General features: G+C 36.1%; 14 protein-coding genes. 12 read left to right on the forward strand and 2 right to left on the reverse strand.

The window, feature by feature from the left end; genetic code table 11:
• Positions 1-59 precede the first annotated feature (59 nt).
• From LWE_RS05070 to LWE_RS05125, 12 genes are all read left to right on the forward strand, one after another.
• Positions 60-1,253 carry a quaternary amine ABC transporter ATP-binding protein gene (locus LWE_RS05070; protein ID WP_011701824.1) on the forward strand — a complete coding sequence of 398 codons (1,194 nt, stop codon included), beginning with the start codon at positions 60-62 and terminating at the stop codon, positions 1,251-1,253.
• A complete protein-coding gene (locus LWE_RS05075) occupies positions 1,246-2,094 on the forward strand; it encodes an ABC transporter permease (RefSeq protein ID WP_011701825.1) in 849 nt (282 codons plus the stop codon). The genes LWE_RS05070 and LWE_RS05075 overlap by 8 nt, the downstream gene beginning before the upstream one ends.
• Before the next feature lie 13 nt (positions 2,095-2,107).
• Entirely contained in the window at positions 2,108-3,010 is a 903-nt protein-coding gene (locus LWE_RS05080) for a glycine betaine ABC transporter substrate-binding protein (protein WP_011701826.1), read from the forward strand.
• 115 nt (positions 3,011-3,125) lie between these two features.
• On the forward strand, positions 3,126-3,617 hold the full coding sequence (locus LWE_RS05085; RefSeq protein ID WP_011701827.1) for a PTS sugar transporter subunit IIA: 492 nt from the start codon (positions 3,126-3,128) through the stop codon (positions 3,615-3,617).
• A gap of 115 nt (positions 3,618-3,732) precedes the next feature.
• Positions 3,733-4,422 carry a copper homeostasis protein CutC gene (locus tag LWE_RS05090; RefSeq protein ID WP_011701828.1) on the forward strand — a complete coding sequence of 230 codons (690 nt, stop codon included), beginning with the start codon at positions 3,733-3,735 and terminating at the stop codon, positions 4,420-4,422.
• An 87-nt stretch (positions 4,423-4,509) separates the two neighbouring features.
• Positions 4,510-5,382, forward strand: a complete 873-nt coding sequence (locus LWE_RS05095) for a CvfB family protein (protein ID WP_011701829.1) — start codon at positions 4,510-4,512, stop codon at positions 5,380-5,382.
• Between the two features lie 135 nt (positions 5,383-5,517).
• The gene (gene liaF, locus LWE_RS05100; RefSeq protein WP_011701830.1) at positions 5,518-6,231 is read left to right on the forward strand and encodes a cell wall-active antibiotics response protein LiaF; all 714 of its coding nucleotides are present in this window, start codon (positions 5,518-5,520) and stop codon (positions 6,229-6,231) included.
• A complete protein-coding gene (locus LWE_RS05105; RefSeq protein WP_011701831.1) occupies positions 6,228-7,286 on the forward strand; it encodes a sensor histidine kinase in 1,059 nt (352 codons plus the stop codon). Before liaF ends, LWE_RS05105 begins: the two co-directional genes overlap by 4 nt.
• Positions 7,283-7,921: a response regulator gene (locus tag LWE_RS05110; protein ID WP_011701832.1), complete on the forward strand. Its 639-nt coding sequence runs from the start codon at positions 7,283-7,285 to the stop codon at positions 7,919-7,921. Before LWE_RS05105 ends, LWE_RS05110 begins: the two co-directional genes overlap by 4 nt.
• Positions 7,922-7,939: 18 nt before the next feature.
• Positions 7,940-8,599 (forward strand): potassium channel family protein, encoded by a 660-nt coding sequence (locus LWE_RS05115; protein WP_003719245.1) that lies wholly within the window; start codon positions 7,940-7,942, stop codon positions 8,597-8,599.
• A 154-nt stretch (positions 8,600-8,753) separates the two neighbouring features.
• Positions 8,754-9,674 carry a hypothetical protein gene (locus LWE_RS05120; RefSeq protein ID WP_011701833.1) on the forward strand — a complete coding sequence of 307 codons (921 nt, stop codon included), beginning with the start codon at positions 8,754-8,756 and terminating at the stop codon, positions 9,672-9,674.
• Positions 9,671-10,522 carry an FUSC family protein gene (locus tag LWE_RS05125; RefSeq protein ID WP_011701834.1) on the forward strand — a complete coding sequence of 284 codons (852 nt, stop codon included), beginning with the start codon at positions 9,671-9,673 and terminating at the stop codon, positions 10,520-10,522. Before LWE_RS05120 ends, LWE_RS05125 begins: the two co-directional genes overlap by 4 nt.
• Before the next feature lie 39 nt (positions 10,523-10,561).
• On the opposite strand, the gene LWE_RS05130 is transcribed toward LWE_RS05125, so the two are convergent.
• Entirely contained in the window at positions 10,562-11,527 is a 966-nt protein-coding gene (locus tag LWE_RS05130; protein WP_011701835.1) for an LCP family glycopolymer transferase, read from the reverse strand.
• 107 nt (positions 11,528-11,634) lie between these two features.
• Positions 11,635-13,302, reverse strand: a complete 1,668-nt coding sequence (gene rnjA, locus LWE_RS05135; RefSeq protein ID WP_011701836.1) for a ribonuclease J1 — start codon at positions 13,300-13,302, stop codon at positions 11,635-11,637.
• Positions 13,303-13,307 lie beyond the last annotated feature (5 nt).

The following is a 13,307-nucleotide window of genomic DNA, read 5'->3' on the forward strand; positions in this document are numbered from 1 at the left end:
ATGGGCCGAATTTTTGCCTAGTTAAATAATTCAATCTAAAAAAGAAAGGGGATTTTATTTTGAGTAAGATTAAAGTGGAAGAGCTGACGAAGATTTTTGGAAAAAAGGCTGCAAAAGCATCTTCTTTACTTTCTCAGGGAAAATCGAAAACAGATATTTTGAAAGAAACAGGAGCGACTATTGGTGTTAATAAAGCATCTTTTAGCGTAGAAGAAGGGGAAATTTTCGTTATAATGGGGCTTTCTGGTAGTGGGAAGTCAACTTTGGTACGACTTTTAAACCGTCTCATTGAGCCTACGAGCGGAAAAATTTGGCTTGATGGAAAAGAACTATCTAGTTTAAATAAAAAAGAACTTTTGGAAGTTAGACGAAAAAGTATGAGTATGGTCTTCCAAAACTTTGGTTTATTCCCTAATAGAACGATCAACCGTAATGTGGAATATGGCCTTGAAATTCAAGGAATGGATAAAGAAGAACGTGAGAAAAATGCAGCAGAATCGCTTGCACTTGTTGGCTTAGCTGGTTACGGGGAACAATATCCTTCACAACTTTCTGGCGGAATGCAGCAACGTGTTGGTTTAGCGAGAGCACTTGCTAATAATCCAGACATTTTACTTATGGATGAAGCTTTCTCCGCACTTGATCCACTTAACAGAAAAGATATGCAAGATCAATTACTCGATTTACAAGATAAAATGAAAAAAACGATTATCTTTATTACCCATGATTTAGACGAGGCGCTTCGTATTGGCGATCACATCATGATTATGCGTGATGGATCTGTCGTTCAAACAGGTTCTCCGGAAGAAATTTTGGCACATCCAGCAAATGAATACGTAGAAAAATTCATTGAAGATGTAGATCGTTCCAAAGTCTATACAGCGAGCAACGTTATGATACGTCCAGAAATCGTTAATTTCGAAAAAGATGGACCGCGTGTTGCTTTAAAACGGATGCGTGAAGCTGGAACTTCCAGTGTATTCGTAGTTAAACGTAATCGTGAACTAGTTGGTATTGTCCATGCAGCAGAAGTTTCTAAACTTGTTAAAGAAAATATTACTTCACTGGAAACTGCGTTACATCGCGATGTTCCAACAACTGGACCCGATACACCACTTGCTGAAATTATGGATACTATCTCGACAACGACAATTCCAATTGCTGTGACAGAAGATGGAAAACTAAAAGGAATTATTATTCGCGGATCCGTTCTGGCCGCACTTTCTGGAAACGAGGTGAACGTTAATGCCTAATATTCCAACGATTCCATTAGCTAGTTGGATTGATAAGTTAGTTGATGGCTTAACGCAATTTGAAGGATTTTTTAATGTTATTACAAATATGATTGGTGGGGTTGTTGACGCATTTCAATGGGTCTTTGACTTAGTTCCACCATGGTTATTTATTATTTTACTTGTACTTGGAACATTTTGGGTTAATCGCAAAGGTAAAAAGTGGGGTTTAATCACTTTTGAAGTTGTCGGTTTACTATTAATTTGGAACTTAGACTTTTGGCGTGATATGACACAGACCTTAACACTTGTACTTACAAGTAGTTTAATTGCCCTTGTCATTGGTGTTCCACTTGGTATTTGGATGGCAAAAAGCTCTATTGTTGAAAGTATTTTTAAACCAGTGCTCGACTTTATGCAAACAATGCCAGCCTTTGTATACTTAATTCCCGCGGTAGCATTTTTCGGTATTGGAATGGTTCCAGGGGTAGTTGCTTCCGTTATTTTCGCAATGCCTCCAACTGTTCGTATGACTAACTTAGGTATTCGCCAAGTTTCTACAGAGCTTGTTGAAGCGGCAGATTCTTTTGGTTCCACCCCTTGGCAAAAACTGTGGAAAGTCCAGCTTCCGATGGCTAAATCAACCATGATGGCCGGAATTAACCAAAGTATTATGTTAGCACTTTCCATGGTTGTAATTGCTTCAATGATTGGTGCAATGGGGCTTGGGACACGTGTTTACTTTGCAGTAGGGCGTAACGACGCTGGTGGCGGATTTGTTGCCGGGATTGCGATTGTTATCGTAGCAATCATCCTGGACCGTTTGACACAAGCTTTCAATAAAAAAGCGAAATCAGAATAAGGAGGAGAGTAGATTGCTTAAAAAAATAATTAGCACTGCAGTTCTAGCTATGCTTATTTTCACGTTAGCAGCCTGCGGGACGACCCTTGCTCCTTATGATGCGAAAAAAGATTTAGGCGAACAAATCAATTATACAATCACAGGAATTGATGCTGGGGCAGGAATTATGCTTGCAACACAAAATGCAATTAAAGATTACAAATTAGATGATGATAATTGGCAGTTACAAACTAGTTCCACTGCGGCAATGACGAGTACACTTCAAAAAGCGATGAAAGATAAACGCCCGATTGTAGTTACTGGTTGGACACCGCACTGGATGTTTACAAAATTTGACTTGAAATTTTTAGACGATCCTAAAAATGTTTATGGTAATGCAGAAAATATTCACACAATTGTGCGCAAAGGTTTAAAAGAAGACAAACCATCTGCTTACCAAGTGTTAGATAATTTTTTCTGGACTGCTGAAGATATGTCAGAAGTTATGTTACAAGTAAACGATGGTGTTGATCCTGAAGAAGCAGCCAAAAAATGGATTAAAAATAATCCTGAAAAAGTCGCTAAATGGACTGACGGTGTTAAAAAAGTAGATGGTGATGAAATCAAGCTGACTTATGTAGCTTGGGATTCTGAAATTGCTTCTACAAATGTAGTCGCAGAAGCGTTAAAATCTGTAGGGTATGAACCTACAATTCAAGCGATGGAAATTCAGCCAATGTGGGCATCTGTTGCGACTGACGCTGCTGACGGTATGGTTGCTGCATGGCTTCCTAATACTTCCGGAGTCTACTTCAAAGATTACAAAGGAAAATTTGAAGATTTAGGTCCCAACTTAAAAGGGGCAAAAATCGGTCTAGCAGTGCCAAAGTATATGACAAATATTAATTCCATTGAAGATCTAAAAACAAGTAAATAATCGTTTGGTTAAGGCATGAAAAAGTTCAAGTTAATCTTGATACTTTCTTCGTGCCTTTTCTTCTTCAAAAAGGTAGAATAGAAGTTGACTTATGAATTTGCTAGGAGGAAGATGGATGTTTAAAAAATTCTTGAATAAAAGTAAAAGTGAAGTAGTATTTGCGCATGTAACTGGAAAACTTATTGCTTTAGAAGATGTTCCAGATCCAGTTTTTAATCAAAAAATGATGGGTGAGGGAATCGCAATTAAGCCAGAAACAGGTACAATTGTTGCTCCAGTAGATGGGAAAATTATTCAACTTGCAGAAACAAAACACGCTTTTGGCATTCGTACTGATATGGGACAAGAAATTCTTGTACATATTGGTTTAGAAACAGTAGCATTAAATGGAGAAGGTTTTAATGTTCTTGTAAACGTAGGCGATAAAGTCAAAGTCGGAGATCCTATCGTGGAAGCGGATTTTGATTTTATTGAAAAAAATGCTGCAAGTACTGTTGTTCCAATGGTCGTAACTAATAGTTCAGAAGGCCAATATGATTTTGCTTTTGAAGATGTATCCAAAACTGTAGCAGGAGAAACAGAAGTATTTACAACGAAATTAAAATAATCAAAGTAAAAAATCCATGATAAGAGTAATTTTCTTTTCATGGATTTTTTAGTATTCATTTATGTATTAAAAGGGTAAAATGAAGATAATTAGTTAATAAAAGGAGCGAAAAAACATGTTAGAAGTGATTGTTCAAAACCCTAGAGACGCCTATTTAGCAGAACAGTATGGTGCAAATAGAATGGAGGTAGTCTCTGCAATAAGTGAAGGAGGATTAACACCAAGTTTCGGTGCTATCAAAGAAATTGTTCGTGTCTCTAACTTACCGGCAATGATGATGATTCGGCCACATAGTTTTTCTTTTGTATACGACGAATCTGCAAGAATTGTGATGGAACGAGACATTGCGTTTGCAAAAGAAGTTGGCGTGCAAGGAATTGTTTATGGCGGAATCACCGAGGACGGAAATATAGACCGAGCACTTCTTGAAAAAGTGATTGACTGGAAAGGTGATTTAGATTTAACATTTCATCGTGCATTAGAGGCAACAAAAGATATCGAAGCAAGTTACAAGGTCTTACGGGAATACGGAAAAGACATTAATCAATTATTAACTTCTGGTGGAACAAGAAGCGCACTGGATTCATTACCACGACTGAAACGCTGGATTCAAGATAGTAAAGAAAATCCAGATTCTTTTCAAATACTAGTTGGAAGTGGTGTTAAACCTGAAAATATCGCAACCTTCCAAGCGACATTAAATCATACAGATTATCATGTGGGAAGTGCGGCAAGAGAGGCCTCTGATTTTTCAAAAGACATTTTAAAAGAAAAAATCGATACCTTAAAACAACATATTGATTAAATTTGATTTCTACATAGTAGGTAGCCTTAAAAGCATAGATACGCTATAATGGAACAAGACTATTCTTAATAAAAAGGTGGAAAAAAAGTGAATAACTATATTGGCAAAAGCCAAGTAATGACAGTAAAAGAAATCCAAGAAACAGGTTGGCTCCTTGAGAAAGATGAAGTAACTGTTTTTTTATCTAAATCAAATACACATGAAACAGAACTGGCTGTTGGGGCTGAATTAACAGTCTTTATTTTTGTGGATTATGACCGTGAAATCGCAGCAACAACAATTATTCCAAAAATTCAAGTAGGACATTATGGCTGGGGCACAGTAACCGAAGTGCGTAAACATTTGGGTGTCTTTGTCGATATCGGTATCGAAAAAGACGTCGTTGTTTCATTAGATGACTTGCCAGCACTACTGCATTTATGGCCAAAAAAAGAAGACCGCTTAATGATTGCCCTTCGAGTAGATGAAGAAAATCGTATTTGGGGAGTTTTAGCAGAGGAAGAACAATTCCGCGCTATCGCTGTCCGAGCAGAACAAGAATTATTCAATCAAAATATCGAAGGAACAATTTATCGTTTACTTAAAATTGGTTCCTTTGTTTTCACAGATGATTTCCATATCGGCTTTATTCATGAAAGTGAACGTACATCTGAACCGAGAATGGGCGAACGTGTAAAAGCACGCGTTATTGCTGTGAAACCAGATGGATCACTAAATTTATCGCTCCGTGGCAGAGCACATGAAGTGTTAAATGACGATGCAGAAATGATTTTAACCTATTTGCGAAGTGTTGGTGGAGAAATGCCGTTTGGTGACAAATCAGATCCAGATGCAATTCGAGCAAAATTTGGAATAAGTAAAGCACAATTTAAACGTGCAATTGGTACACTTTTGAAGGCTAAACGGATTACTCAAGAAAATGGGGTTATAACTAAATTATTAGAAGAAACATCCGACTAAAGTAGTAGTGGATGTTCCAACTAGCGCGGTTTGTGTCTGTTAGCAAATCCTCGCTATAATGAACACAGCATGTACAAAGTAACGTAAAGCGAGAAGTAGCTTTGTCTAAAGAATGACTTAGGGAGGTGTGTCAGCTTGAAAAAAATGGAAAGCTCGGTTGTTTTTATATTTTTAATTGCGATAATTGTTGGCGTTGGATTAGAGATGTTATTTCAATGGGAATTACTTATTTTGTTTGCTCTTGGGATATTTTTCATCTTTACCTCTAGAAAAGCAAGTGCCACGAAAAAAAGTGCAAGAAATTCTTTGTTTATTGGTATTGTATTTATCATTATCGCCGTATTACTTACAACCACTTTCAAAGTAGGGCTTGTTGTTGCTGGTATTTATGCGATTATCCATTATATTAGCCGGAAGCGGGCACCTCAATTATTAATGCTCAAAACAAGAGAACCAGATAGTAAGATTGACCGCACAGATAAATTTATCCGTAATCAGTGGTTCGGTAATCAGCGAATCTTAGATGTAGTATACGAATGGGATGATATCAACATCCAAACAGGCATTGGCGATACGATTCTAGATTTAGGAAATACCGTTCTTCCAACTGGTGAAAGTATTATTATGATCCGTAGTGTTTCAGGGAAAATCCGTATACTTGTGCCATTTGATATTGGTATTTGTATTGAACATTCCGCGATTTTTGGAAATATCCAATATGATAAAGAAAGCACCTCTATTCAAAATAATAGCATTAAGGTCTACTCAGATAATTACGAAAGTTCTGCACGAAAAGTGAAAATCATGACTTCTGTAATCTTCGGAGATTTAGAGGTGATTAGGCTATGAGTTTTTCAAAATTGATGATGGCAGTTTGCTCTGGTTTACTACTTGTTGCGACTGCCATTGGAACGGTTGGATACTATTTTTTTAGTGAGGGTTCTTGGTACAAAATTCTTATTGAACAAAAAATATTTTATATTCCATTTATCGTCTTTGTTCCGTTAACAGCCATTTCGATTGGACTAATCATCGGAGGGCTAATCGGTTACTTCGTTAAACAAAAGTTTGAATCGATTGATTTTTCCATTCGTTTGCTTGGACAAGGCGATTTAGAAAAAAAGATTGCTAGTGAAGAAGAAGAAAATTTTTTAGAAGTACAGCAAGTATATAAGCAAATCGACCGCTTACGTGATAAAATGAAAGCACAAACGATTTTGACACAAAAACTCGCAAGTGAACGGGCGGAATCAAGCGGTCAAACAAAAGAAGCTATTTTATCCGAAGAACGTCACCGGATTGCTCGAGAATTACATGATTCTGTAAGCCAACAATTATTTGCGGCGATGATGCTTTTATCTGCTTTAAATGAACAAAGCGAAAAAAGTGCTACTGAAGCAATGCAAAAACAGTTGAAAATGGTAGAATCAATTGTCAATGAATCTCAATCTGAAATGCGCGCGCTATTATTACATTTACGCCCAACCCAACTAGAAGGTAAATCCCTTAAAACAGGTATTGAACAATTATTAAAAGAATTAACCACCAAACTACCTATCGAAGTAGAATGGCAAATTGAAGATATTAGCTTACAAAAAGGTATTGAAGACCATTTATTCCGTATTGTGCAAGAACTTTTGTCAAATACATTACGTCACTCCAAAGCCAAATTATTAGAAGTTCGTTTAGTAACAATGGATAACCTTGCAGTGATGAAGGTGGTAGATGACGGAGTAGGGTTTGATATGGACAATGTTCGTCAAGGATCTTATGGTTTACAAAATATGCGAGAACGAGTTGCTGAGTTCGGTGGCACTATCAAAATAATTAGTTTCCCCGGAAGAGGAACTAGCGTAGAAATAAAAATCCCACTTGTTGCGAAGAAGGACGTGGAAAGCCAATGATAAAAGTATTACTTGTTGATGATCACGAAATGGTACGTATAGGTGTCTCAGCTTATCTTTCAGTACAAGATGACATGGAAGTAGTCGGCGAGGCAGAAAATGGACGAGAAGGTGCCGATATGGCCTTAGAACTCCGTCCAGATATCATCTTAATGGATTTAGTTATGGATGAAATGGATGGTATCGAAGCGACTAAAGAAATCATGCAAAAATGGAAAGAAGCAAAAATCATTATCGTCACAAGTTTTATTGATGATGAAAAAGTTTACCCAGCACTAGAAGCTGGAGCGAGCAGTTACATGTTAAAAACATCCACAGCAAGCGAAATTGCCGATGCGATTCGTGCTACATATGGTGGGGACTCTGTGCTTGAACCAGAAGTAACTGGTAAAATGATGCAACGATTAACCGCTAAACCAGAAAAAAACTTACATGATGATTTAACTAATCGTGAAAATGAAATTCTCTTATTAATCGCAGAAGGTAAATCTAATCAAGAAATTGCAGATGAACTTTTTATCACTTTGAAAACAGTAAAAACGCATGTAAGTAATATTTTATCAAAACTTGATGTACAAGACCGTACACAAGCTGCGATTTATGCATTTAAACATGATTTAGTAGAAAAAAAGTAGCAAGGAGGTAACCAACACATGAAAGAAGGTTTTGCAGTTATCGGTCTTGGGCGTTTTGGCGGGAGCATTTGTCGTTCACTTGTTGAACAAGGAATGGAAGTACTCGCTATTGATTCAGACGAAGAACGCGTAAATGAATATATGTCTATTGCAACGCATGCTGTTATTGCCAATTCCACGGATGAAAATGCACTTCGTCAATTAGGCATTCGTAATTTTGAGCATGTTATTGTGGCGATTGGTGAAGATATCCAATCTAGTATTTTAACCACACTAATTTTAAAAGAAATGGGTGTGAAATACGTTACAGCGAAAGCAACAAATGATAAGCACGCTAAACTATTAGATAAAATTGGGGCTGATCGTGTTGTCCATCCAGAGCGGGATATGGGCCGAAGAATTGCCCATTACATTGTTTCGAAAAACATGCTTGATTATCTTGAACTTTCCGATGAATATAGTCTAGTCGAGATCTCAGTTTCTGATCCTCGCTTCCTTGGAAAAAGCTTGGTTGACCTAGATTTTCGTAATTCTTTTGGTGTTAATATTGTCGGTATTAAAAAAGATAAACAAATGATTATTACGCCGGAAGCAAATGATGTTCTTCATGAAGGTGACATCTTAATTGTTATCGGTTCAGATGACGATATTGAAAGACTACAAGAAAAAATCCAATAATAAATGAAACCTCATAAATATAAAAGATAGCATGAAACATCTTTATATTTATGAGGTTTTTTATTGTCTGCTTGTTAGAACTTGCTATATGGCTATTTCTCTTCTATTATAGTTACATAAAGCACGTTAAATAGAACCGAAAGAAGGGGAATAGATGAAAGCTTTTTTGCTTGATAAAGTCGGAGCGCGTGGACTTATACAAATGTTACAAGCATTTATATATGCAAGTATTTGTGTGATTGTGCATACTGTTATTTTTCCTGACTTAGCTGGAGTATTACCGATTGTTGTTTTAATAGGAATTATTTCCATGCAACCTACATATGGGATTACTAAAAAAGTCATTCCTCAAATAGCACTCGCATTTGGGCTTGCATGTTTATTTGTTATCATAAGTACTTATTTTTTCCCAATTAATGTATATATTTATTATGTAGTAATAATAATTGTCATTCTAGCTGTAAATTTCATCATGCCACAGAAATACATGGTAATGACTTTAGCTATTGGTACTGCGCTATATTTTTTAGGGACAGAGGACTTACCTATGCCACTATATTTAATGATAATTGTAGCGCTGATTGATGTATTTGTTTTCTTCTTATTTGTTCAATTAGTCGTAAAATATGTCCACTTGCCACTTGAAAAAACTGTTCAAATCATGATGAAACAATTAATGGGCATGTTTGACAAAGAAGTAGAAAGTGTTTTTTCTAATAATGGTAAATTTGTACCAAAACCGCTCTATAGCATTTTTGTCCAATCGCAAATGTTTATAAAAGAATACAGTGCTAGTAAGAAAGCGAATAAGCGTCATGTTGAAATTTATGAGGCGTTACTTCCAAATTATTTGCAACTATTTTTCCATGCTCAAACGATGTTAGATATTGGAAGCGTTGGTTTAAATGAAGAAGCAAAGCAAGCACTAAACAAAATTAATATAAGTCTTTCTGCTGAAATCAATTCTAAAAAATCTGACCCAGTAGCATCATTTCATGTAAAAAAATTCGTGGAAAATTTTCTAGCAATTAAAGCTGGAATGGCGGAACTTGCAGAAGGAGGGAAAGCGAAATGAAAAAAATTTCTATCAGACAACGTTTTGCTCTTGACCCTCGTGTCTCTAAAGTTCTAATTAGTATTACAATCGCGATAATACTTTTTCCTCTTCTAGGAGACTGGATTGTGTATCCTACTTATCTATTTAATGCTATTTATATTACTGCTCAAATGACAAAAGGAGACACTTATGGCTCTAGCGTAGAAAGAATTGTTGGAACGATTGTTGGGGGATTACTTGCCGCACTTGTCTATCTTTTAGTTCCTAATCATCACTATATCATGATTCCAATTGGAGCGGCACTTGCTATATTGTTGAGTTATCTGTTTACTAAGAAATTTACGATGGTTATCGTTGTTATTACTGTGATGGTTTTAGTAGGTAAAGGAGACGGAGAGCCGATTGTATTTTTAAGAGATCGATTATTCGATACGATGATTGGTCTTTCTATTGGCTTTTTGGTGTATGCACTTTATCCAAGGAAAAAAACAGAAAAATTAAACCAAGTATTTATCTCTCATGAGAAAGAAATGTTAGATAAAATAAAAGCAATAGACATCCATTCAGCAAATGCAGAAGATTTTTCACCAAAAATAAAAGCATTATGGAAACAACTGATTGAACTAAGGAAAATGCGAGAGCAAATTATTGAAGATAGCAGTTTTATTGCTAATATAACATCTGATGAACCAATGCTACGATTCACGCAACTAGTCGAACAAGCAATTAATAATATCGAAATTCTTTATCATGTGACATTAGATAAAGAAACTGAACCTGATTATGAGGTGGTTTTTTCCTATCACCAACAAGCTTGTCAAAAAGTAATTAATGAGATGGATGCTTTGATAGCAAAACATAATTAAAAAAGAAGACTGGAGCTGATATTGGCTCCGGTCTTCTTTTTATTCATTAATATCTAAGCTTTTTTTAAACATAGTAATTACTTTTTCTAAATCTGCTTCTGTTGGAACAAAATAATATAAATCAAATCCATAAGACTCACTATATATCATTTCGCCTTCACCTTTAAGTTCTTCTGAATCCACATCTTTTAAAACAGAAGCGTAGTTTGCTGCCATTGTAGTAATGTCAGTCAGTGTCATGTTAGTCTGGAAATTATCGCCAACTGCCTTCATAATACTTTCAAAATTAGAAACTCCAGAGGAACTGACGATTTTGTTTGCAATACCAATAATGACATCACGTTGTCTATCTTGACGACCAAAATCACCACGTGGATCTTCATGACGAATTCGAACATATTGTAAAGCTTCCGTTCCGTTTAAAGTAATATTTCCTTTAACGAACTTACTATTCACTTCTGTTAAATCAATATCATTATAGACGGAAATCCCACCAACAGCATCGACCAAATCTTTAAAACCTTCCATGTTAATAGAAATAAAGTAGTCTACTGGCACACCTGGCATGAGTTTTTCAACAGCAGATACGGTTCCAGAAGGCCCTCCATTGGAATAAGAGGCATTTATCTTTCCAATATCTCCATTTCCATAATCAATTTTTGTATCACGAGGAATACTGACCATTTTAACACCGTTCTGTTGTTTGTTAGCTGTTGCAAGAATGATTGTATCAGCACGACCGTTTTTCTCACCTGCGCGAGCATCAGAACCCATCAATAATACAGAAAATGGTTTTTTCTTCTCTAAATCAGTGGCTGTTTTATTACTAGTTTCTAATGGAACATTGATTTTAGCCATCGTATTTTGGACAGTAATATAATATTTAGCTGCTAATCCAGTTATGGAAAAAAAGATAATTCCCAAGAGCGTAACACTAATAATTTTCATAACTTTAGCAAAAGTGGACGATTTTTTTTGATTCTTCTCTGTCCTAGTTTCTGTCATAAAAGTTCCTCGTCTTTCTATTTAGTTTGTTTTAAACATACCATCGTCGTTCTGAGAAATCAATAAAAAACGATAAATGATTTTATAACCATTTATCGTCCTTAAAACTATACTTCCATAATGATTGGTAAAATCATAGGACGTCGTTTTGTTTTCTCATACAAGAAAGGTTGCAAAGTATCTGTAATTTCATTCTTGATTTCAGACCATTGTGTTGTTTTTTGTTCCATAACTTTATTTAAGTGACGTGTTAGAAGACCTTGAGCTTCTCCGATTAGATTACCGGATTCACGCATATAAATAAAGCCACGTGAAATAATATCAGGTCCTGCCATCACACGAGAATTTTTCATATCAATCGATACCACTACAATAACAAGACCTTCTTCTGAAAGAATACGACGATCGCGCAGGACAATATTACCAATATCACCAATGCCACTACCATCAATATATACGCTTGCTGCATGAATTTTACCAGCAACATGAGCAGTTTCACTTGTTAAAGCAAGTACATCTCCATTTGCCATAATAAAGCTATTTTCTTCTGGGACACCACATTCTTCTGCAGACTGGGCATGGATTTTTTGCATTCTGAATTCACCGTGAATTGGCATGAAGAATTTAGGTTTCATAAGACGTAGCATAAGTTTTTGTTCTTGTTGACCACCGTGACCAGAAGTGTGGATATTGTTTACTTTACCATGAATAACTTCTGCTCCAGCTTGGTATAACAAGTTGATTGTGCGATTAACACTCGTAGTATTACCTGGGATAGGGGAAGACGAGAAGACTACCGTATCACCTGGTTGGATTTGTATTTGACGGTGAGTTCCATTGGCGATTCTTGATAGAGCAGCCATTGGTTCACCTTGACTTCCTGTACAAAGGATTGTTACGTTACCAGCTGGTGTTTTGTTAAGTTGATGCACATCAATAAATGTATCTTTGGGTGCTTGAATATAGCCTAATTGTTTACCAATTTCCATAGCGGATTCCATACTACGACCGAAAACAGCAATTTTACGGCCAGTTTCGATAGAGGATTCGACTACTTGTTGTAAACGGTAAATATTAGATGCAAAAGTAGCGAAGATAATTCTTCCTTCTACATCACGGAAAATGTTTTTAATGCTTTCACCAACGACACGTTCACTCATAGTGAAATTTGGTACTTCGGCATTGGTACTATCAGATAGTAAACAAAGAACGCCTTCTTTACCAATTTCAGCCATTTTTGTAAGGTTTGCAGGTTCGCCAACTGGAGTGAAATCAAATTTGAAATCGCCTGTGTGAACAATGTTACCAGATGGAGTTTTGACAACAATACCATACGTATCAGGAATACTATGTGTTGTACGGAAGAAAGAGATACTAGTTTTTCTGAATTTAAAAACATCATCTTCTTCATATTCATAGATTTTGGTTTGACGAAGCAAGCCATGTTCTTCAAGTTTGTTGCGAATAAGTGCACTCGCAAGTTTCCCCGCGTAAATCGGGATGTTAAGATCACGAAGTAAGTAAGGAACACCACCAATATGATCTTCATGACCATGGGTGATAAAAAGTCCTTTAATCTTATCTTTGTTTTTAACTAGATAACTGTAGTCAGGAATAACATAATCAATTCCTAGAAGTTCGTCTTCTGGAAACTTGATTCCTGCATCAATTAGAATGATTTCGTCTTGAAATTGTACGCCATATGTGTTTTTACCGATTTCGCCTAGTCCACCAAGGGCGAAAACAGCTGTCTCATTATTTTTTACAAATTTCATATAGG

It is taken from the genome of Listeria welshimeri serovar 6b str. SLCC5334 (assembly GCF_000060285.1).
In the GTDB taxonomy this organism is placed as follows: Bacteria; Bacillota; Bacilli; order Lactobacillales; family Listeriaceae; genus Listeria; species Listeria welshimeri.

Excerpts from the sequence above, each read along its gene's own strand:
- LWE_RS05075 (WP_011701825.1), top strand. The coding sequence starts at position 1,246 with ATGCCTAATATTCCAACGATTCCATTAGCTAGTTGGATTGATAAGTTA.
- LWE_RS05085 (WP_011701827.1), top strand. The coding sequence starts at position 3,126 with ATGTTTAAAAAATTCTTGAATAAAAGTAAAAGTGAAGTAGTATTTGCG.
- LWE_RS05090 (WP_011701828.1), top strand. The coding sequence starts at position 3,733 with ATGTTAGAAGTGATTGTTCAAAACCCTAGAGACGCCTATTTAGCAGAA.
- LWE_RS05105 (WP_011701831.1), top strand. The coding sequence starts at position 6,228 with ATGAGTTTTTCAAAATTGATGATGGCAGTTTGCTCTGGTTTACTACTT.
- LWE_RS05110 (WP_011701832.1), top strand. The coding sequence starts at position 7,283 with ATGATAAAAGTATTACTTGTTGATGATCACGAAATGGTACGTATAGGT.
- LWE_RS05115 (WP_003719245.1), top strand. The coding sequence starts at position 7,940 with ATGAAAGAAGGTTTTGCAGTTATCGGTCTTGGGCGTTTTGGCGGGAGC.
- LWE_RS05120 (WP_011701833.1), top strand. The coding sequence starts at position 8,754 with ATGAAAGCTTTTTTGCTTGATAAAGTCGGAGCGCGTGGACTTATACAA.
- LWE_RS05125 (WP_011701834.1), top strand. The coding sequence starts at position 9,671 with ATGAAAAAAATTTCTATCAGACAACGTTTTGCTCTTGACCCTCGTGTC.
- LWE_RS05130 (WP_011701835.1), bottom strand. The coding sequence starts at position 11,527 with ATGACAGAAACTAGGACAGAGAAGAATCAAAAAAAATCGTCCACTTTT.
- rnjA (WP_011701836.1), bottom strand. The coding sequence starts at position 13,302 with ATGAAATTTGTAAAAAATAATGAGACAGCTGTTTTCGCCCTTGGTGGA.